18 protein-coding genes and 1 tRNA gene are annotated in these 19,114 nt (G+C 64.5%); 11 read left to right on the top strand and 8 right to left on the bottom strand.

What is annotated here, in order from left to right:
- Positions 1–7: 7 nt before the first annotated feature.
- The 4 genes from EOD29_RS05385 to EOD29_RS05370 form a co-directional block, all read right to left on the bottom strand.
- Positions 8–670 carry an aminotransferase class IV family protein gene (locus EOD29_RS05385; RefSeq protein ID WP_067325948.1) on the bottom strand — a complete coding sequence of 221 codons (663 nt, stop codon included), beginning with the start codon at positions 668–670 and terminating at the stop codon, positions 8–10.
- Positions 619–1,764: an aminodeoxychorismate synthase component I gene (locus EOD29_RS05380; RefSeq protein ID WP_127246079.1), complete on the bottom strand. Its 1,146-nt coding sequence runs from the start codon at positions 1,762–1,764 to the stop codon at positions 619–621. The genes EOD29_RS05385 and EOD29_RS05380 overlap by 52 nt, the downstream gene beginning before the upstream one ends.
- 152 nt (positions 1,765–1,916) lie before the next feature.
- Entirely contained in the window at positions 1,917–2,621 is a 705-nt protein-coding gene (locus tag EOD29_RS05375; RefSeq protein WP_067325955.1) for an NADH dehydrogenase, read from the bottom strand.
- A gap of 329 nt (positions 2,622–2,950) precedes the next feature.
- Positions 2,951–4,789 carry a M3 family oligoendopeptidase gene (locus tag EOD29_RS05370; protein WP_164757308.1) on the bottom strand — a complete coding sequence of 613 codons (1,839 nt, stop codon included), beginning with the start codon at positions 4,787–4,789 and terminating at the stop codon, positions 2,951–2,953.
- Between the two features lie 144 nt (positions 4,790–4,933).
- Between EOD29_RS05370 and EOD29_RS05365 the strand changes: the two genes are divergently transcribed.
- The 4 genes from EOD29_RS05365 to EOD29_RS35810 all read left to right on the top strand — a co-directional run bounded on the left by EOD29_RS05365 (position 4,934) and on the right by EOD29_RS35810 (position 9,173).
- A complete protein-coding gene (locus tag EOD29_RS05365; protein WP_127246078.1) occupies positions 4,934–6,475 on the top strand; it encodes a sigma-54 dependent transcriptional regulator in 1,542 nt (513 codons plus the stop codon).
- A 378-nt stretch (positions 6,476–6,853) separates the two neighbouring features.
- Complete coding sequence (locus EOD29_RS05360; RefSeq protein ID WP_127246077.1) at positions 6,854–8,698, top strand: DUF882 domain-containing protein; 1,845 nt, start codon at positions 6,854–6,856, stop codon at positions 8,696–8,698.
- Positions 8,699–8,801: 103 nt separating this feature from the next.
- Positions 8,802–8,875 (top strand) — tRNA-Gln (locus tag EOD29_RS05355).
- Between the two features lie 121 nt (positions 8,876–8,996).
- On the top strand, positions 8,997–9,173 hold the full coding sequence (locus EOD29_RS35810) for a hypothetical protein (protein ID WP_082980697.1): 177 nt from the start codon (positions 8,997–8,999) through the stop codon (positions 9,171–9,173).
- A gap of 112 nt (positions 9,174–9,285) precedes the next feature.
- Here EOD29_RS35810 and EOD29_RS05350 read toward each other — a convergent pair whose 3' ends face one another.
- Positions 9,286–9,921, bottom strand: coding sequence for a 2-dehydro-3-deoxy-phosphogluconate aldolase (locus tag EOD29_RS05350; protein WP_095823416.1), 636 nt, complete (start codon positions 9,919–9,921; stop codon positions 9,286–9,288).
- 136 nt (positions 9,922–10,057) lie between these two features.
- On the opposite strand from EOD29_RS05350, the gene EOD29_RS05345 reads away from it, so the two are divergent.
- The 3 genes from EOD29_RS05345 (at position 10,058) to EOD29_RS05335 (ending at position 12,854) form a co-directional block, all read left to right on the top strand.
- Entirely contained in the window at positions 10,058–10,993 is a 936-nt protein-coding gene (locus tag EOD29_RS05345) for a rhodanese-related sulfurtransferase (RefSeq protein WP_127246076.1), read from the top strand.
- A 121-nt stretch (positions 10,994–11,114) separates the two neighbouring features.
- On the top strand, positions 11,115–11,822 hold the full coding sequence (locus EOD29_RS05340; RefSeq protein WP_095823584.1) for a tellurite resistance TerB family protein: 708 nt from the start codon (positions 11,115–11,117) through the stop codon (positions 11,820–11,822).
- Positions 11,823–12,101: 279 nt separating this feature from the next.
- On the top strand, positions 12,102–12,854 hold the full coding sequence (locus tag EOD29_RS05335) for an SDR family oxidoreductase (RefSeq protein WP_082953977.1): 753 nt from the start codon (positions 12,102–12,104) through the stop codon (positions 12,852–12,854).
- Positions 12,855–12,867: 13 nt separating this feature from the next.
- Here the strand turns inward: EOD29_RS05335 and EOD29_RS05330 are convergent, their stop codons facing one another.
- Complete coding sequence (locus tag EOD29_RS05330) at positions 12,868–14,052, bottom strand: pyridoxal phosphate-dependent aminotransferase (protein ID WP_127246075.1); 1,185 nt, start codon at positions 14,050–14,052, stop codon at positions 12,868–12,870.
- An 83-nt stretch (positions 14,053–14,135) separates the two neighbouring features.
- On the opposite strand from EOD29_RS05330, the gene EOD29_RS05325 reads away from it, so the two are divergent.
- From EOD29_RS05325 to denD, 4 genes are read left to right on the top strand one after another with little or no spacing between them, the layout of a single operon-like run.
- Positions 14,136–14,822, top strand: a complete 687-nt coding sequence (locus EOD29_RS05325) for a GNAT family protein (protein ID WP_127246074.1) — start codon at positions 14,136–14,138, stop codon at positions 14,820–14,822.
- A 13-nt stretch (positions 14,823–14,835) separates the two neighbouring features.
- Entirely contained in the window at positions 14,836–15,816 is a 981-nt protein-coding gene (locus EOD29_RS05320; RefSeq protein WP_095823413.1) for a cation diffusion facilitator family transporter, read from the top strand.
- Between the two features lie 36 nt (positions 15,817–15,852).
- Positions 15,853–16,059, top strand: a complete 207-nt coding sequence (locus EOD29_RS05315; protein ID WP_095777137.1) for a hypothetical protein — start codon at positions 15,853–15,855, stop codon at positions 16,057–16,059.
- Between the two features lies 1 nt (position 16,060).
- Positions 16,061–17,035 (top strand): D-erythronate dehydrogenase, encoded by a 975-nt coding sequence (gene denD / locus EOD29_RS05310; protein WP_095800464.1) that lies wholly within the window; start codon positions 16,061–16,063, stop codon positions 17,033–17,035.
- 15 nt (positions 17,036–17,050) lie between these two features.
- Here the strand turns inward: denD and EOD29_RS05305 are convergent, their stop codons facing one another.
- Together EOD29_RS05305 and EOD29_RS05300 are read right to left on the bottom strand one after the other, a co-directional pair.
- Positions 17,051–18,268: a nickel/cobalt transporter gene (locus tag EOD29_RS05305; RefSeq protein ID WP_127246073.1), complete on the bottom strand. Its 1,218-nt coding sequence runs from the start codon at positions 18,266–18,268 to the stop codon at positions 17,051–17,053.
- Positions 18,269–18,274: 6 nt separating this feature from the next.
- Entirely contained in the window at positions 18,275–18,943 is a 669-nt protein-coding gene (locus EOD29_RS05300; RefSeq protein ID WP_127246072.1) for a DUF1007 family protein, read from the bottom strand.
- Positions 18,944–19,114 lie beyond the last annotated feature (171 nt).

The following is a 19,114-nucleotide window of genomic DNA, read 5'->3' as shown; positions in this document are numbered from 1 at the left end:
CTTGGCGTCATGCCAGCCTCGCCGGGATCAACCCACGTAGCGAATTGCCGACGAAGATCGCCTGCGCCGACTTCAGATCGTCGAAGGTGTAGATCGCTTCCGCGGCGCGGCCTTCGTCCAGAAGCTCGCCGCGCAATACTCCAGGCAGCAGGCCGCAATCAAGCCGGGGCGTCACCAGCATCCCGTCGCCGAAATCGGCGAACAGATTGGTGATCGTGCCTTCGCAGAGTTCTCCGCGCTCGTTGGCGAGCAGCACTTCGTCGGCGCGGGTGGCGAGGTATTCGGCGCGCGCCTGTTGGTAGGTTTCGCGGCGGTTGGTCTTGTGACGCAGCAACAAGTTACCGGAATCGAGGCGGACCCGCGCCAGCTGCAGACGCCATGCCCTACCTGCGGGAAGCTGCTCAAAGGGCTGCGCGGCTGCTGTCGCCTCGCCGTTGCGCTGCAGTGCAAGCCGGGTGCGCAAAGCGATCCGCTGCCCGCCGATCGCGTTCTTCAGCACCTCGCCGATCCGTTGCGGATCGCAGGCAAAGCCGAGCTCCGCGGCCGAGGCATAAAGCCGTGCAAGATGGCGCTCGAAGCGCAGGAAGCCCGAGCCAGGCTCCCAGCGCATGGTCTCGATCAGCTCGAAGTCGGCACGGTTCCCGTCGCGAAGCGCGCTTTCAGAAGACACTCCCGGTACTCCTCCTCGGCGGTGGAATCGAAGACGACGCCGCCGCCAACATTGTAGACAGCCTCGCTGTCGGCAAAGAGCGAGATGGTGCGGATCGCCACCGAGAACCGCATCGTGCCGCCGGGCGCGACCCAGCCGATGGCGCCGCAATAGACGTCGCGCGGCACGCCCTCCAGATCGTGCAGGATCTCCATGGCGCGGATCTTCGGCGCGCCGGTGATCGAGCCGCAGGGAAAGAGCGCTGCGAAGACTTGGCGAATACCGATATCAGGCAGGAGCTTCGCCCGCACCCGGCTCACCATCTGGTGCACCGTCGGGTAGGTCTCGATGCGGAACAGCTCAGGCACTTCCAGCGTGCCGACCTCGCTGATCAGCGAGATGTCGTTGCGCAGGAGATCGACGATCATCCGGTTCTCGGCCTGGTTCTTCTCGTCGTTGCGCAGGAACGCCTTCAGCCGCGCGTCCTCGGCCTTGGTGGCGCCGCGCGGCGCCGTGCCCTTCATCGGGTGCGTCTCGATCATACCGTCGGCGTCGATCTCGAAGAAGAGTTCCGGCGAGCGCGACAGCACGATCGGATCGCCGAACGAGATCAGCGCGCCGTATTTCACCGGCTGGCGCCCGGTCAGCGCCTCGAAGGCGGCAAGCGGATCGCCCGACCATTGCGCATGGACCGGAAAGGTTAGATTGCCCTGATAACAGTCGCCCTTGCGAATATGGTGGTGGAGGCGCGCGAAGCGGACGGCGTAGTCCTCGGCGGACCAGGATGCGCGGGCGTCGAAGATCGGTCCGTTGCTAGCGGGGCCTTCATTCCGCGGGACAGCCTGTTCGAGCGGCGCATCGAAGACACCGAGACAGATCAGCGGCGCGCGGCGGCCCTCTGGCAGCAACGGCACCAGTTTCGGCTCCAGCAGGTAGCCTGCCTCATAGGAGAAATAGCCTGCCAGCCATTTGCCCGCGTCGGAGGCGGCCTGTGCCGCTTCCAGCGCCGGCGTGAATTCGTCCGCGGTTCGCGCCGTGATGACCTCATGCGGCCCGTCAAAGACGAGCTGGCGGCCGGTCTCGTCATTGCGGAATATTGCTGAGGGCAGGGACATAAGCCTTGGATGGGTCGATTAAGTCGATCGCTCTATATGGGGGCGCGGCGAGGCGCAATCGAGAGAGCGGCGTCGGAGGGCGTAAAGGCATCTGGTCCAAAGCAAAAACGGCGCCCAATGGACGCCGCCTGCGCTGGGAAGACACAGCGAGATCAGTTGTTGTTCGAGGTCGCCGCCGTGGGGAACCGGCTAGCGAATTCGGCCTCGTCGCCCGCGGCCAGCAGTTTCGCCTGCTCGATCCATTTCTCGCGCGCGATGCGGCCGTCGAAATTGAGCACCTCCTCGACGCGCTTGACGTCGGCATCGGTCCAAGCGGCGATCTGGGCATAGGACGTGACGCCCTGCGCCTTGAGCAGCTTTTCATTGACCGGGCCGATGCCGATCAGGCGGCGCAGATTGTCCGCCTTGCCGGTGGTCGCCTTCGGGGCGGCGGCTTTCTTCGGAGCCGGCGCCTTCTTTGGCGCCGCGGCGGCCGTCTTTGCCGCTGCCGGCTTGGCCGCGGCGGATTTGGTCGAAGCCGATTTTGCCGCTGACGGTCTTGCAGATGAGGATCTGGCTGGGGTCGGGGTCGACATCAGCGCCGCAGGCGCCGGCGCGGAGGCTTTGTCGGTTCCCGCCTTGGCGGAAGAGGTCGGCGCTTCGCGCAGCTTGCGTTCGAGATCGGCGCGGCTGCGGCCGCATGCGTCGAGCTCGCCGCTCAGGCGGTAGGTATCGGCGCTAAACCGGTCGCGTTCGCTCTTGGCGCGACCGAGTTCGCCGCGCAGGCTGTCGAGCTCGCCACGCAGGCGGCCCCAGATGAACCAGCCAACCAGGACACCGACAACGAACGCCAGGAGCATATAGAAGAAAGTGCTCATTTCCCTCTCCAGTCCGATCGGGCCGCGGTCGCAAACGGCGGCCTTGCCGCAGGGATCGTCAATCGTTCCGCGCGCTGGGCGGAACCGCCCCTCCAATCGCTGGCGGCTGGCCCTCCTCCGGCTGCGGCCCGACGGCCGCTATCGCTCTCGCTGAAGCAACGCTAGGGCCGCCTCCGGCCTTGCTGTCGCGTCCGGTTGAGCTTGGGGTCTACGCTAGCACACGGCCTGCGCAAAGCTAATTGAAAAGTGCGGGCAGAGTTATTCAAGAACAGCACAAGTATGCGTTCCGGCCAAACTGTTCCCGGTCTATGCCGCCAGGCGAGCACCCGTCATTTGTCGAGCGCCTCCAGCTCGTCGATCAGCGCGCCGATCACACCCAGGCCGATCTGCCAGAAGGCCGGATCCGTGGCGTCGAGGCCGAAGGGCGCCAGCAGTTCCGAATGATGCTTGGTGCCGCCGGCGCGCAGCATCTCGAAATACTTCTCCTGAAAGCCGCGCTCGGCGTTCTGGTAGACGGCGTAGAGCGAGTTGACCAGGCAGTCGCCGAAGGCATAGGCGTAGACGTAGAAGGGCGAGTGGATGAAGTGCGGGATATAAGTCCAGAAGACCTCGTAGCCATCGCGCAACTTGATCGCCGGCCCCAGGCTTTCAGCCTGCACCTCAAGCCAGAACTGGCCCAGCCTGTCCGAGGTCAGCTCGCCGTTGCGGCGCTCGGCATGCACCTTGCGCTCGAACTCGTAGAAGGCGATCTGGCGCACGACGGTATTGATCATGTCCTCGACCTTCTGGGCGAGCATGGCCTTGCGCTCGCGCTTGTCGGAGGTCTGGTCGAGCAGCGAGCGGAAGGTCAGCATCTCTCCGAAGACGGAGGCGGTCTCGGCCAGCGTCAGCGGGGTGGACGCCATCAGCGCGCCCTGGCCGGCGGCCAGCACCTGGTGAACGCCGTGGCCCAGCTCATGCGCCAGCGTCATCACATCGCGCGGCTTGCCCATGTAGTTGAGGAGCACGTAGGGATGCGCCGAAGGCACGGTCGGGTGGGCGAAGGCGCCGGGCGATTTGCCCGGCCTGACCGGCGCATCAATCCATTTGCGGTCGAAGAAGGTCCGCGCGATTTCCGCCATCTTCGGCGAGAAACGCTGATAGGCTGACAGCACCGTGTCCCTGGCGTCGTCCCAGCGGATCACCGACTGCGGGGTCTCGGGCAGCGGCGCGTTGCGGTCCCAGTGGTTCATGACGTCCATGCCGAGCCAGCGCGCCTTCATCTGATAGTAGCGGTGCGACAGGCGCGGATAGGCTTCGCGCACGGCCGCGGCCAAAGCATCGACCACGCCGCGTTCGACGCGGTTGGCGAGATGGCGCGAATCGGCGATGTCCTCGAAGCCGCGCCAGCGGTCGGAGATCTCCTTATCCTTGGCCAGCGTGTTGGTGATGAGCGTGAAGGTGCGCAGGTTCTTGCGGAAGGTCGCGGCGAGCGCCTCGGAGGCGCGGCGGCGCACTTCGCCATCCGCGTCCTGCAGTCGGTTCAGCGCCGGCTCCAGCGTCAGCTCCTCGCCATCGACGTCGAATCGCAGATCGGTCATCGTCTCGTCGAACAGGCGGTTCCAGGCGCCGCGTCCAGTGACCGACTTCTCGTGGAACAACTGCTCGACCCGATCCTCGAGCTGGTACGGCTTGTCCTTCCTGAGGTCGAGCACCCAGGGGCGGTAGTGGGCGAAGGCCGGGTCGGCCGCGAGTGCTGCTTCGATCACCGCGTCGTCGATCAGGTTGAGCTCCAGCGCGAAGAACAAAAGATGCGCGCTGGCATCCGTCATCTTCTCCTGGATGTCGCCATAGAGCTTGGCGCGCTGCGGATCGGCGGTGTTGCCGGCATAGACAAGCCCGGCATAGGAGACGATGCGGCCGATCAGTTCCTCCAGCGCCTCGTAGGCCTTCAGCGCCTCGCCGAGCCGGCCGGCGGCGCCACGCTCGGCTTCGGCGGCCAACGTGCCCTTCCAGCGGACCTCGAAGGCGATGGCGTCGCTTGCCGCCCGGGCGATGTCACGCTTCAGCTCCGGCGCTTCCATACCGGAATAGAGATCGGCGAGATTCCACTCCGGCAGATCGCCAAGTTCCGCCGCGGCCTGGCCAGACGCCGTCGCCGCAAGCCGCTGACCAAACATCATGCGCATCGACAATACCTTCTTCGAATCAACGGGAAAGGAGAAGCCGGTCAAATCCTAAGGAATTCGTTCACCGGGTTTTTTGAAACCTTATTTAGAACCCTGTGCCAAGATGATCCATGGGGATTTATCGGGCGGATAATTCAAAGAGTCATGACAGGTTCCGTACTCATAGTCGATGACGATCCCGTGCAGCGCAGGCTGCTCGAGGCGGCGGTCACGAAATTCGGCCACAGCGCCATCGTCACCGACGGCGGCGAGGCGGGTCTCGATGTGCTGGACGGACCGAAGGCGCGCGATGTGTCGGTCGTCATCCTCGACCTGGTCATGCCCGGTCTCGACGGCATCGGCGTGCTGAAGGCGATGCGCGAGCGCGCCATCAATCTCCCGGTCATCGTGCAGACCGCGCAGGGCGGCATCGAAACCGTTGTCTCGGCCATGCGCCACGGCGCTTTCGATTTCGTCGTCAAGCCGGCCTCGCCCGACCGGCTGCAGACCTCGATTTCCAATGCTTTGAAGGTCGAAGCGGTCGAGGATGAGGTGAAGCGCACGTCGCGGCGTCGCGGCGGCCATCTCACCTTCAAGGATCTGATCACCCGCAGCCCGGCGATGGACCGGGTGATCCGGCTCGGCCAGAAGGCGGCGGCCTCCAACATCCCGATCCTGATCGAGGGCGAATCGGGGGTGGGCAAGGAGTTGGTGGCGCGCGCCATCCAGGGCAGCGGCGACCGCCGCTCGAAACCCTTCGTCACCGTCAATTGCGGCGCCATCCCCGACAATCTGGTGGAATCGATCCTGTTCGGCCATGAGAAGGGTTCCTTCACCGGCGCCACGGACAAGCACACCGGCAAATTCGTCGAGGCGCATTCGGGCACGCTGTTCCTGGACGAGATCGGCGACCTGCCGCTCGACGTCCAGGTCAAGCTGCTGCGCGCCGTGCAGGAGGGCGAGGTCGACCCGGTCGGCGGCCGTTCGACCGTCAAGGTCGACATCCGGCTGATCTCGGCGACGCATCGGAATCTTTTGCAGCAGGTCAAGGACGGCAAATTCCGCGAGGACCTATTTTATCGCCTGAACGTCTATCCGATCTTCGTGCCGCCGCTGCGCGACCGGCGCGAGGACATCCCCCATCTGGTCAGGCATTTCATGGAGAAGGTGGCGCCGGCCGATCCGCGTCATCGTCTCACCGGCATATCGGCCAAAGCGCTGGCGATGCTGCAGGCCTACGATTGGCCGGGCAACATCCGCCAGCTGGAAAATGCGGTGTTCAGGGCGTCGGTGCTCGCCGAAGGCGAATTGCTGACCGAAGAGGAATTCCCACAGATCCGCGCGCAGGTCGAAGGCACGGTGAAGCTCGATGCCGAGCCTGCGACTGCCGTGGCACCGGTCGCGGACGAGCCGCAGCCGGGCGATCAGGCCGTCTCTAATGGAGCGGCGGCAGGTTCGCACGAGGCCGAGGCGCGGGCGCGGCTGCAGCCGCGATTCGGCACGCTGAGGGCCTTGGACGAGCGCGGCAATGTGCGGGCGCTGGCCGATGTCGAGTTCGAGATGATCAAGCTTGCGATCGACCACTATAACGGCCAGATGAGCGAGGTGGCGCGCCGCCTCGGCATCGGGCGCTCTACGCTTTACCGCAAGTTGAAGGAATATGGCATTGACCCCGAAGCGGGTCGGCTTGATCCACTTGCCTCTTGAGACGCAAGCCCAGCCCAGCCTACCGGTTTATATTCCGACTTAAATCGTCGGTTTTTCGTTTCTGAAGGCGCTTTTTCAGTCGCTTGCGTGTTCGCGATCACGCATTTAACGCAATCGGTAACAGATTGTGTTTGGGCCAAAGCCGAATTCTCGATCTAAACCAGCGATTTACCACGAAACGTGGTGCATCATTTTTGACGGGATATCGCCACGGTGTTACCGCATTTCGGCTCCAATAAGCGATGATTAACCATTAGGATCGATATTCGTATGTGAGAACCACGCATCCGTTTGGGCAAATCCGGGGACAAACGGCAGCCTGCAAGGCCTTTTGATTTGAACCAAGTCGAACGACACACGAACGGGCGGCATTTTCACATGAGCGTCTGGCCAAGGTGGCTGACGTTTGTGATTTTGGCCGTCGGGTTCCTCTCGGCAGCCGCTTCCGGCGCGAAAGCCGAAGTCCGTTCGCTGAAGCTCTATCACCTGCACACGCACGAAAAGGCCGAGATCGTCTACAAGCGCAACGGCCGCTACGATCCCGCAGGCCTGCGCAAGATCAACATCATCCTGCGCGACTGGCGCCGCAACGAGCCGACCAAGATGGATCCGCGGCTGCTCGATCTGGTGTGGGAAGCCTATCGGCAAAGCGGAGCGACCGACTACATCCAGGTGGTCTGCGGCTATCGCTCGCCGTCTACCAATTCGATGCTGCGCAGCCGCAGCCGCGGTGTCGCCGAGAAAAGCCAGCACATGCTTGGCAAGGCGATGGACTTCTACATCCCCGGCGTGCCGCTGAAGAAGCTGCGCAACATCGGCCTCAAGATGCAGGGCGGCGGCGTCGGCTACTATCCGAATTCCGGTTCTCCGTTCGTCCACATGGATGTCGGCAATGTCCGCCACTGGCCGGGTATCAGCCGTCAGGAACTGGTCAGCCTGTTCCCGAACGGCAAGACGCTGCACGTGCCGAGCGACGGCCGGCCGCTGCCTGGCTATGAGCAGGCTCTGGCCGCCTACAAGGCGCGCAAGGGCGCCGGCACCCCCAATATCGAGCTGGCCAGCGCCGGCGGCTCGACCAAGCGGTCCGGCGGACTGTTTGCGGCCTGGTTCGGCGGCGGCGACGACGAGGCCGACGACAGCGCCGATGTCGCGAGCGCCCAACCCACACCCCAGCCGAAAGCTGTGAAGCAGGTGGCGGCCGCCAAGAGCGGCAACAGCGGCAGCCTGCCGGGCATCGCGATCGTCTCGCCGCAGGATGCCAAGCGCGCCAACATCCCGCAGATCGCCGATGACAGCTCGGACGATTCGCAACCGCAGCAGGACACGCCCGAAACCATCATTGCCGCGCTGCCGCCGAAGGAGGTTCCTCTGCCCGCCTTCGCGCCGAGGCCCAAGGCCGATGTCGGCCAGCAGACGGCTGAAAACGTGCCGTTCGCCGTGGCGGACGCCTCGGCCACGGCTGAGCAGGCGGTGGCGACGGCGCATGCTCCGGCCAACGTACCGTTCGGCATGGCCGCCGGCGCGGCGCAGGCCGCAGCCGATCCCGCGCAGGGGGCGTTCAACAATGTTCCGCTGCCGACGAGGCGGCCCGATCTGCCGAGGGAACTTGCGCCCAAGGACAAGGGCGTGCTTCTGGCGCTGGCGGAAACCGCCTCGCAGGACAAGAGCGCGACCGACGCCTTCTCGGTGCTGCCGACCGCGCGGCCCGACACGGGCAAGCCGGATGAGATCAAAGCGGTGCTCGAGCAGGCCAGCGCGACCACCGTGGCCGGCTCGAGTGGGGCCGAATACGAAGTCGCTTCGCTGACTGCGCCGGAGCCACGCTCGGCATTCAACGATCCGTCGGGTCTCGATGCAGCTTCGCCGCGTCAAGCCATTGCCGCACGCCCCGCCGGCACCGATCCGGCGCAGGCGATCGGCGCTGGCGTGAAGACGACGCGCAAGGAGGCCAGGGCGTCCGCCAACGACCTGAAGCCCGGCCCGAAGGCAATGGTGGTGGCAACGCCGCCGCAGGCAGCGCGCTGGGCGCTGGGCAGCGGCGACAACATCGCCACCGTTTCCGATCCGACCACGGCACCGCGCTATGCCTACAATATCGTGCACACGCCGCCGAGCGAGGTCTACACGGCCGGCTTCCAGACGGATGCGCAATTGCCGGACGCCAGCCGGTTCACCGGCAACGCGGTGAAGTTCCTTTCGGTCGCCCGCTTCCAGACGAAATAACGAGCCTGCCAGTGCCGCAACAGCCGCGTTGAACAACAGCGCGGCTTTTGCTTTTTATCACGGCAGCATAGTTTGAACGGCGCGGGTTTCCCGCGTGGTCTTTTCCCGCTTCGTCTAACGGTAGGACAGCGCCCTTTGAAGGCGTGAATCGTGGTTCGAATCCATGAGCGGGAACCAGCCGGCGGCTGGTTTTCGGCCCGCACCGGCATGCCATCACGCACGCTTAAACTTCTCGTGAGACCGGAACGGGCCGCGCTTTTTCGGGTTAGGATGCGTTCGTTCCAAACTGGGGATATTCATGAAGAAGATTCTATTGGCGTCAGTTCTCGCTCTGGCCGCGGCATCGGCTGCCGTGGCTCCAACGCAGGCCGAAACCGTTATCGTCAAGACCGGCAAGCATCACTGCAGAACCAAGGTGGTCACCCATTGGGTTCACCACCGCAAGGTCGTCGAGAAGGTCAAGGTCTGCCACTGACCGCATGTCCAGCCCTGGAGCGGTTCAGCGTTTGATAGACCGCTGAACCGCTCCAGGGGTTCTTTACACGATCCGGACGGAAGAACCGGTGCCCACACTTCCTGGAATTGCGTTAGGCGAGCTTGCTCGCCGCGCGCGCCAGGGCTTCGATCTCATCCCATTTGCCGGCCTTGATGAGTTCGTCGGGCGCAACCCACGAGCCGCCGACGCAGATGACGTTGGGGAGGCTCAGATAGTCGGCGGCGTTCTTGGCCGTTATGCCGCCGGTCGGGCAGAATTTCACGTCGGCGAGCGGCGAGGCGAAGGCCTTCAGCGATGCGATGCCGCCCGACTGTTCGGCCGGGAAGAATTTCAGGAAGCGCAGGCCGGCTTCGCGCGCAGCCATGATCTCCCCGGGGGTGATGGCGCCGGGCAGCAGCGGCACGGGGCTGTCCTTGGCCGCGTCGAGAAGCTGGCTCGTAATGCCGGGGCTGACGATGAATTTCGAGCCGGCGCGTGCCGCCTCGTCGAACTGCTTGGCATCGAGAATGGTGCCGGCACCGACAACCGCATCCTCGACTTCGGCCGCGACGCGGCGGATCGCTTCCAGCGCATCGGCGGTGCGCAGCGTGATCTCGATCGCCCTCAAGCCGCCGCGCGACAGAGCGCGAGCGAGCGGCACGGCGTCGGCGACATTGGCGATCTTGAGCACCGGGATGACCGGCTGGCCGTTGAGGAGCGACAGAAGCTTTTCGGTCTTGCTGGTCATTGGCTTGTCTCTCCGTTTCGGTCGATTTCAACCGATTAGCAGAAGGGGTATTCCGAGTCCACGAAGGCGGGCGTGTCGCAATGTCACGCGGCCCGTCCGCTCCGCCTTGAAACGGCTTTCAGCACGGTCTAGTGGCATGGGCGTGACAACAAACAAGGAAATTCAGCCGGTCCGCGTTGCCGCGCTCTACAAGTTTGCGTGGCTCGACAATTACCAAGCGCTGCGCGCGCCGCTTGCCGCCTTCTGCTGCGGACGCGGCATCAAGGGCACGCTGCTTTTGGCGCATGAGGGCATCAACGGCACGGTCGCCGGCAGCGAGGCAGCGATCGCCGCGCTTATCGATCACCTGGAGGCGATCGAAGCGCTTGCCGGCCTGGAAGTGAAATACAGCACCGCCGCCGAGATGCCGTTCCACCGCATGAAGGTGCGGCTGAAGCGCGAGATCGTCACGATGGGCGTCGACAATCTCGATCCGGCGAGCAGCGCCGGCACCTATGTCGCGCCGGCCGATTGGAACGCGCTGATCTCGGACGCCGACACGTTGGTCATCGACACGCGCAACGCCTACGAGGTTTCGATCGGCACCTTCAAGGGCGCGGTCGATCCCAACACCGCCAGCTTTCGCGAGTTCCCGGGCTGGGTCGAAGAGCACCGCGAGGAGCTCGAAGGCCGCAAGGTGGCGATGTTCTGCACCGGCGGCATTCGCTGCGAGAAGGCGACCGCTTACGTGAAGTCGCTGGGCTTCAGGCAGGTCTTCCACCTTAAGGGCGGCATCCTGAAATATCTCGAAGAGGTGCCGGCCGAAGAGAGCCTGTGGCAGGGCGAATGCTTCGTCTTCGACGAGCGGGTATCGGTGTCGCATGGCCTGGCCGAGGGCGAAGCCGAACTCTGCCGCGCCTGCCGCCATCCGCTCACCGTCGAGGACCGGCTCTCGCCGAAATATACGGTCGGCGTCTCATGCCCGCATTGCTTCGAAGCGCGCTCGGACGAGGACCGCGCGCGCTACGCCGAGCGCCATCGCCAGGTGGAACTCGCGCATGCGCGGGGCGCCAAGCGCCACATCGGAAGCTGAGCAGCCCAGGTTTCGTCAAATCATCCGCCCGTTCATTGTAATGTCAATGCGCGGGGCCTACGTCTTGCCGATCCGAAACCCCGCCCGGGCGCATTCGGCCGGGCCAATTCTGGAGGCATTGATGCTCGACCCCAAGAAGCTGCTCGACGACCTTTTCGGCTCGCAAATTCCCGGCACGGGATCGACCGTTCGCGACAAGGCGGGGCAGGCGGTGCAGATGGCGAAGGACAATCCGCTCGCCGCCGGCGCGCTGGCGGCGGTGCTGCTCGGCACCGGCCCCGGTCGACAGGTGACGGGCGCTGCCATGAAGCTCGGCGGCCTGGCAGCCATTGGCGGCCTCGCCTACAAGGCCTACCAGAACTACAAGGCCGGCAATGTGCCGGCACAAGAACCCGTGGCCGGCGAGCCCGAGTTGCTGCCGCCGCCCAAGGACACCGCCTTCCATCCCTCGCAGGCGCCGCAGGGCGAGGCCGAATTCACGCTGACCCTGGTGCGGGCGATGATCTCCGCAGCCAAGGCGGACGGTCATGTGGATGACGAGGAGCGGCAGAAAATCGCCGACAAGCTCAAGCTCGCCGGCATCGGTGCCGAAGCGGAAAAATTTCTGCTGGATGAGCTTGAACGCCCGCTCGATCTCGACGTCCTGATCGCCGGCGCCAAGACCGATGCGCAGAAGGTTGAGCTCTACACCGCCTCGCGCCTCACCATCGATCCCGACACCCGTACGGAGCGCGGCTATCTCGACCTGCTAGCCGGCCGCCTCGGCCTGCCGGACGCGCTGGTCGACCATGTCGAGGCGACGGTCTCGGCGGCGAAGGCGCCGGCTTGAACCGTGCCCGATCCGCGCCAGCAAATTGCCGGTTGGTAAACGCGCATCGGACGTGCTGCTGGCCGTTAATCTTTCGTTAACCCAGCAAGCGCATCATTCTAACCAGTCGGACCGGCTTATCCTCCTCCCAAGCGCGGTTCAGATGAGGGGCGGTCGCCAATGACCGCCCTTTTTGTCGGCTCCGCTTTCTTGCCGACAATAGCCGCTTGCCACGCCCTCCGTCATTTGCGATGCCACGTCTTCTTCCAGCAGTGACGGGGAGCGAGGACGATGACCGCCATGACAGAGAAAACAGCCATCGTAACCGGCGCCGGCACCGGCATCGGCAAGAGCGTCGCCACCACGCTGCTCAAGGCAGGCTGGAACACCGTGTTCTGCGGCCGCCGCAAGACGCTGCTCGAGGAGGCGATCGCCGAGGCCGGGAAGACCAGCGCCAGGGCGCTTGCCGTTGCATGCGACATCAGCAAGGCCGGCGAAGTCGACGACATGTTCGAGACAGTGGTGGAGGCGTTCGGGCGCGTCGACCTGCTCTTCAACAATGCCGGCATGGGCTACAAGTCGACGCTGATCGACGAGATCCCGGTCGAGGTCTGGAACGATGTCGTCGGCGTCAACCTGACCGGCTCCTTCCTATGCGCCCGTGCCGCCTTCGGCGTCATGCGCCGGCAAAAGCCGATGGGTGGGCGCATCATCAACAATGGCTCGGTGTCGGCCTATGCGCCGCGGCCGGGCTCAGCGCCCTACACGGCGACCAAGCATGCCATCACCGGCCTGACCAAGACCCTGGCGCTCGACGGCCGGCCCTATGACATTGCCTGCGGCCAGATCGACATCGGCAATGCGCTGACCGAGATGGCGCAGGCGATGACCGTCGGCGTGCCGCAGGCCAACGGCTCCATCGCCGCCGAAGCGGTGATGGATGTCCAGCGCGTCGCCGACGCGGTGCTTCACATGGCGAGCCTGCCGCTCGACGCCAATGTGCTGTTCATGACGGTGATGGCGACGAAGATGCCGTTCGTCGGCCGCGGGTGAGGGGGTTGAGGCTCTATTTCGTCAAGAACCCTTCGATCCGCTCCAGCGCTCGCAATATGTTCTCCTCGGAATTGGCGTAGGAAAGCCGGACATAGCCTTCGCCGAGCACGCCGAAATCGGGGCCGCCGATCAGCGCTACGCCGGCATCCTCCAACAGCGCCGAGGCAAGCTTCTTGGCCTTCCAGCCGGTCTTCGAAACATTGGGGAAGGTGTAGAAGGCGCCCTTCGGCGTGATGCAGGAAATGCCGGGGAGCGCGTTCAGCCCTTCGACCACTATCTTCCTGCGGTTGTCGAAGGCGAGCATCATCTTTTCGACATCGTCCTGCGGGCCGTCTATCGCGGCGATGCCGGCATACTGGCTCGGCGCGTTGACGCAGGACCAGCAGTTGACCGCAAGCTTGCGCACCTTGTCGTAGAGATAGGCGCCCTTTTCGCCGTTTGGCCAGATCGACCAGCCCATGCGCCAGCCGGTCATCGCCCAGGTCTTGGACCAGCCGTTGAGCACGATCAGCCTGTCGCGGAGTTCCGGAAAGTTGAGCAGCGAGCAGTGGGTCTCGCCGCCATAGGTCATGACATCGTAGATTTCGTCGGAGAGGATCGCGACCTCAGGGTGCTTCTCCAAGCCCTTCACGAGTTTGGCGATCTCCTCCCGCGCGGTCACGCCGCCGGTCGGATTGGCGGGCGAGTTTAGGATCAGCAGCCTCGTCTTCGGCGTGATGAGCGCCAGCGTCTCTTCCGCCGAGAAGGCAAAGCCGTTCTCCTCGCGGATCGGCACCGGGATTGGAGCAGCACCCGTGAACTCGATCATCGAACGATAAATCGGAAAGCCGGGATCGGGATAAAGAATCTCCGCCCCCGGCTCGCCGAACATCAGGATCGCGGCGAACATGGTCGGCTTGCCGCCGGGCAGGATCATCACGCTCTCGGGCGATACTTCGACGCCGGTGGTGGTCAGCGTGCGGCGCACGACGGCCTCGCGCGTGGCTAAAAGGCCGTTGGCAGGCGTGTAGCCGTGGTGGCCGTCGCGCAGCGCCTTAATCGCCGCCTCGACGATATGCTGCGGCGTCTTGAAGTCGGGCTGGCCGATGCCGAGGTTGATGATGTCGCGGCCCTGATGGGCAAGCGCCGTTGCCCGCGCGAGCACCGCAAAGGCATTTTCCTCGCCGAGACGATCGAAGGCCGCGATGGTGTGGAGCATTTTTCCCGTCCCTGTGGTTCTTTCTGTGGGCGAGCGTTTTTGTGAGCGTGCGCCAGGAAAAGTCAAACGGATTGGAGCGGTCGGTGTCGGAAAATCTGAAGAATTGGCAGGCACGCCCGCGCCCCGAACGCAAGGCGCTGGAAGGTAGCTATGTCCGGCTCGAACCGCTGAGCGCGTCAAAGCACGGCGACGGGCTCTATGAAGCGTCGTCGGTGCCCGATGCCGGAGGCCGCTTCGCCTGGCTGCCGGACTACCCGCCCGAGAACCGCGCCGCCTTCCAGCCATGGCTGGACAAAGTCGAGGCGAGCGAGGATCCGCTGTTCTTCGCCGTCATCGATAAGGCGAGCGGCAAGGTCGCCGGACGTCAGACGCTGATGCGCATTGATGCCGCCAACGGCGTCATCGAGATCGGCAACATCTATTGGGGGCCGCTGATCTCGCGCAGGCCGCAGGCGACGGAAGCACAGTTCCTGTTCACCAAATATGCCTTCGACGAGCTCGGCTATCGCCGCTACGAATGGAAATGCAACAACCGCAACGAGCCGTCGAAACGTGCGGCGGAACGTTTCGGCTTCAAGTTCGAAGGCATTTTCCGCCAGCATCTTGTGGTGAAGGGCGAAAACCGCGATACGGCGTGGTATTCGATCATCGACAAGGAGTGGCCGGCGCTGCGCAAGGCCTATGAGGCCTGGCTCGATCCGGCGAATTTCGATGGCGAGGGCCGCCAAAAGCGACGGCTCGAGGATTTCCGCGCCGAGTCCGGCGCGTAGCAGGAGTTGCGCGATGGCGCATGATCACGGCTCACACGCCCACAGCCACGGCGCCGATGACGTGCACGGGTCGACCGACAAGAAGCGCGTTCTCGTCGCGGGCTGCCTGACAGCCGGCTTCATGATCGCGGAGGCGCTCGGCGGCTGGCTCACCGGCTCGCTGGCGCTGCTCGCGGATGCCGGCCATATGCTGGCGGACGCGATCGCGCTCGGCCTTGCCTGGTATGCCTTCCATCTCACCGGACGTCCGGCTACCGGGCGTCTCACCTACGGCTTCGCTCGCGTGAAGACGCTGGTCGCCTACACCAACGGCATCGCCATCTTCGTCATCGCGCTTTGGATCGTCTACGAGGCCTGGGGGCGGCTGATGCACCCGGCGCCGGTGCTGGGCGGGCCGATGCTGGTGGTGGCGGTCGCCGGCCTGCTGGTCAACGTCGCCTCCTTCCTCGTGCTGCATGGCGGCGACCGCGAGAGCCTCAACATGCGCGGCGCCATACTGCATGTGCTGGGCGACCTGCTTGGCTCGGCCGCGGCAATCGCTGCGGCCCTCATCATCCTCGCCACTGGCTGGACGCCGATCGATCCGATCCTCTCCGTGCTAGTGGCGCTGCTGATCCTGTCGACGGCGTGGTCGCTGATGCGCGAGGCCGCCCATGTGCTGCTCGAAGGCGTGCCGGCAAGCCTCGATCGCGATCTCATCGCCAAGGATCTGGAAGCCGCGGTCAAGGGCGTGCGGGAGGTGCATCACATGCATGTCTGGTCGCTCGACGGCACCAGCAACATGGCGACGCTGCATGCCTGCCTGAATGACGGCGTCGATGCGCATGCTGCGGTGAGCGCCATCAAGAAGCGGCTTGCGGCGAAGCACGGGATCGATCATGCAACGGTGGAGCCCGAGTTCGGCCTGTGCGCCGACAGCCATGACGAGCACGATCATCACCATGATCACGACCATGTGCATGATGCGCCTCGCGATCGCCGCCACTATCACTGAGCCGGTGATGAGCTTCGGATCGAGGGACGGCGCCTGATGGATCGCGAGACGCGCAACGCGGCGATCGCCGCGGCCTGGATACTGCTCCTGTTCGGCCTCGCCGCCTATTTCCTGCCGACCATCATGCTGGCCGCCGGCAAGGTCTCGACGGTCCTTGCGGTCGTCATCGCCGCGCTCTTCATGGTGGGGCTGTTCGTCGTCCTGTGGCTGCGCGGACGCAGCCAACGCAAGAAGGGTCTATGAGATGAGAGTTCTGATTACCGGCGCCGCCGGCATGGTTGGCCGCAAGCTGATCGCAAGGCTGGCCAAGGACGGTGTGCTGCGCGGGCGCAAAATAACCGCGCTCGATCTGCATGATATCGTGCCGCCGCAGGCGCCGACGCTCGCCGGAGTCGATGTCTCGATCCACACCGGCGATCTTTCCACGCCCGGTGCGACGGCCAAGCTCGTTGCTTCCCGCCCGGACGTGATTTTCCATCTCGCCGGCATCGTTTCCGGCGAGGCGGAGGCCAATTTCGACCTCGGCTACCGCGTCAATCTCGACGGCACGCGCGCTTTGTTCGACGCGGTGCGGGTGGCGGGCTTCGCGCCGCGCCTTGTCTTCACCTCGTCGATCGCGGTGTTCGGCGCGCCGTTCCCGGATGTCATCCCGGACGAGTTCCATCCGACGCCGCTCACCTCCTACGGCACGCAGAAGCTGATCAGTGAGGCGCTGCTTGCCGACTACTCGCGGCGCGGAGTCTTCGACGGCATCGGCATCCGGCTGCCCACCATCTGCGTGCGGCCGGGCAGGCCGAACAAGGCGGCGTCGAGCTTCTTCTCAGGGATTATCCGCGAGCCGCTCAGCGGCCAGGAGGCGATCCTGCCGGTGCCGCGCTCGGTGCTGCACACGCATGCCAGCCCGCGATCGGCGGTGAATTTCCTGATCCATGCGGCCGAAATCGATGGCGATAAGGTCGGGCCGCGGCGCAATCTCACCATGCCCGGCGTGGCCGTCACGGTCGGCGAGCAGATCGAAGCGCTCGCGCGCATAGCCGGCGCCGAGGTGGTCAAACGGATCCGCGAGCAGCCCGACGAAACGATCTGGGCGATCGTCAGAGGCTGGCCGACGCGCTTCGAGGCGCGCCGCTCGCGGGAACTGGGTTTTGTCGCCGAGAAGAATTTCGACGAGATCATCCGCGCCTATATCGAGGACGAACTCGACGGAAAGATTGGGTGACAGTTCCGGTCGGCTTCAGACGCCGCCCGTCAGGCTGGCCGACAAGAGCAGCAGGCCAACGACGAAGATGAAGGCGGCGCCGCCGATCTCGACGATCGAATGGATGCGGTTGCCGATGCGTCCGTCGCCGGCGAAATAGACAGCCCAGTTCTTGGCCGTCACCGCGATCGTCGCCAGCGCTGAGACGGTGATCGCGGTGCCGATCGACATGGCGAGCACCGAGAGCAGGCCGCCGAGCCAGAGTCCGTTGAGGAGCGCGAAGCTCAGCACGATCAGCGCGCCGGAGCAGGGGCGGATGCCGACGGCGGCCACCGCCGACCAGGCGGTCTTCCAGTCGAAGCGATCGCCCGAAAGCAGCGCCGGATCCGGCGCGTGCGAATGGCCGCAGGTGTCGCAGACTTCGCCCGGGCCGTGGTGATGATGCCCAGCGTGAGCATGGTCGTGCGCCGCGTGGTCGTGATCATGCGCCTTGTGATCAGTCGCCTCATCGCTGTGCGCATGCGAATGCGCGGCATGACCATGGTCGTGATGCGCGTGCGAGTGCGTCGAGTGGGCATGCGCGGAATGCGAATGGGAGTGGGAATGACCGGCATGGGCATGCGCGTGAGCATGCGAGTGCCCGCCACGCGAGTGGCCGGCATGGGCCGCCGACAGGCTGTAGGCCGGACCGGCGCCGAACCGCCGAAGAATGGCCGGGCCCGCCTTGCGCCACAGTAGCCAGGCGCCGAACAGCGTCACCAGCACATAACTGGAGATCTCAAGAAACCATGCCGCGTCGGTCATCGACACCGCCGTGCCGCGCAGCACGAAATAGGCAAGCATCATGACGACGACCGCGGTCAGCCCCTGCAGCAGCGCCGAGACGAAGGACAGCATGATCCCGCGCTTCAGCGCCACTTCGTTGGCGACCATGTAGGATGAAATCACCGCCTTGCCGTGGCCGGGCCCGGCGGCGTGGAAAATGCCGTAGGCGAAGGACAGGCCGACCAGCAGCCAGAGCTTGCTGCCGTCCTGGCGCATGGCTTTCATCGCGGCCGCCAGCGAATGGTAGAATTCCTGCTGCCTGAGATTGATCCACATCAGGATATGGGCGAACGGACCGGTCGTGCTCGGCGCCATGCCGTCATTGGTGCCGATGCCGAGCGAGCTCTGGGCATGGGCGACGCCAGGTAAATGCGTCATGACCAAGGTGGCGGCCGCGAGGCCGAGCGCCAAGCGCAGCGACGGTTTCATCACCGATTATCCTTCCGGCGGACAGTTCAGTTCGAGCTTGGTGGCGAAGATCTTGCTCATGTCGGTGCCCGTCGGATCGTTGAAGAAGGCTTCCGTCAGGGTCTTCTGGTTTTCCTTGATCGCTTCGTCCGGATCGGGACGGATCACCTTCTTGGTGCAATTCGCGGGCAATCCCTCAACGGTGAGGTTGGCGTCGTCGGTGAAGTCGATCGCCGTGTAGAAGGTCGGATCGTAGACGCCGATGTCGATCTTGCCGGCGAGTTTGATCGGCGTCTTCGGCTGCGACTCGAACAGAATGATCAGCTGGTCGTTGTCGAAGCTCGCCATTAGATGCGGCGGAGGGACCATGGCCACGTCCTTGCCGTCCTGCGTGACCAGCTGGAAATAGTTGAACTCGGCCAGCGAGGAATGGACGGTGTCGGCCACTTCCTTGAGCTCTTGGTCGTCAAGCTTCAGATCGGAGTTCTTGTCGAACTCCATCATCACTGTACTCGAAAACAGATCGTCGAAGCGCCAAAGGTGGCGCAGCGCCGTCACACTTTGGTGATCCGCGCCGAGGATGACGTCGAGGCGAGCCTCGGCGAAGACGTGCGGGTGCACCTGGGCGGGCTCTACCGCGGCAAAGGTGGCCGCAATTGCCGAAGCCAGTACGATTGCTTGCCGTTTCAGGTGCATTCCGGGCCGCGATTCCATCGACTTTGGGAGTGGGCTCCGAGAGTTAACAGAAAGGGGGCGAAATTGGGACGCGCTCTCGGAGAGCGTCGCGCTTTTTCCAGATTCGCCCGATGCGCTTTTAGGTCTGATTCTGCGCATGTCCTTGTGCCGAAAACGGTTCCCACCTTCGGG

It is taken from the genome of Mesorhizobium sp. M1A.T.Ca.IN.004.03.1.1, from assembly GCF_003997555.1.
Taxonomy (GTDB): domain Bacteria; phylum Pseudomonadota; class Alphaproteobacteria; order Rhizobiales; family Rhizobiaceae; genus Mesorhizobium.
The sequence above is the reverse complement of the archived record's forward strand: the minus strand, read 5'-3'. Positions and strand labels throughout refer to the sequence as shown.

What these genes read in the sequence shown, in the direction of transcription:
- EOD29_RS05350 (WP_095823416.1), bottom strand. Translation starts at nt 9,921, where the DNA reads ATGACCAGCAAGACCGAAAAGCTTCTGTCGCTCCTCAACGGCCAGCCG.
- EOD29_RS05340 (WP_095823584.1), top strand. Translation starts at nt 11,115, where the DNA reads ATGCTCGACCCCAAGAAGCTGCTCGACGACCTTTTCGGCTCGCAAATT.
- EOD29_RS05330 (WP_127246075.1), bottom strand. Translation starts at nt 14,052, where the DNA reads ATGCTCCACACCATCGCGGCCTTCGATCGTCTCGGCGAGGAAAATGCC.
- EOD29_RS05380 (WP_127246079.1), bottom strand. Translation starts at nt 1,764, where the DNA reads ATGTCCCTGCCCTCAGCAATATTCCGCAATGACGAGACCGGCCGCCAG.
- EOD29_RS05365 (WP_127246078.1), top strand. Translation starts at nt 4,934, where the DNA reads ATGACAGGTTCCGTACTCATAGTCGATGACGATCCCGTGCAGCGCAGG.
- EOD29_RS05360 (WP_127246077.1), top strand. Translation starts at nt 6,854, where the DNA reads ATGAGCGTCTGGCCAAGGTGGCTGACGTTTGTGATTTTGGCCGTCGGG.
- EOD29_RS05375 (WP_067325955.1), bottom strand. Translation starts at nt 2,621, where the DNA reads ATGAGCACTTTCTTCTATATGCTCCTGGCGTTCGTTGTCGGTGTCCTG.
- EOD29_RS05300 (WP_127246072.1), bottom strand. Translation starts at nt 18,943, where the DNA reads ATGCACCTGAAACGGCAAGCAATCGTACTGGCTTCGGCAATTGCGGCC.
- EOD29_RS05335 (WP_082953977.1), top strand. Translation starts at nt 12,102, where the DNA reads ATGACAGAGAAAACAGCCATCGTAACCGGCGCCGGCACCGGCATCGGC.
- EOD29_RS05320 (WP_095823413.1), top strand. Translation starts at nt 14,836, where the DNA reads ATGGCGCATGATCACGGCTCACACGCCCACAGCCACGGCGCCGATGAC.
- EOD29_RS05345 (WP_127246076.1), top strand. Translation starts at nt 10,058, where the DNA reads ATGGGCGTGACAACAAACAAGGAAATTCAGCCGGTCCGCGTTGCCGCG.
- EOD29_RS35810 (WP_082980697.1), top strand. Translation starts at nt 8,997, where the DNA reads ATGAAGAAGATTCTATTGGCGTCAGTTCTCGCTCTGGCCGCGGCATCG.
- EOD29_RS05315 (WP_095777137.1), top strand. Translation starts at nt 15,853, where the DNA reads ATGGATCGCGAGACGCGCAACGCGGCGATCGCCGCGGCCTGGATACTG.
- EOD29_RS05370 (WP_164757308.1), bottom strand. Translation starts at nt 4,789, where the DNA reads ATGCGCATGATGTTTGGTCAGCGGCTTGCGGCGACGGCGTCTGGCCAG.
- EOD29_RS05305 (WP_127246073.1), bottom strand. Translation starts at nt 18,268, where the DNA reads ATGAAACCGTCGCTGCGCTTGGCGCTCGGCCTCGCGGCCGCCACCTTG.
- denD (WP_095800464.1), top strand. Translation starts at nt 16,061, where the DNA reads ATGAGAGTTCTGATTACCGGCGCCGCCGGCATGGTTGGCCGCAAGCTG.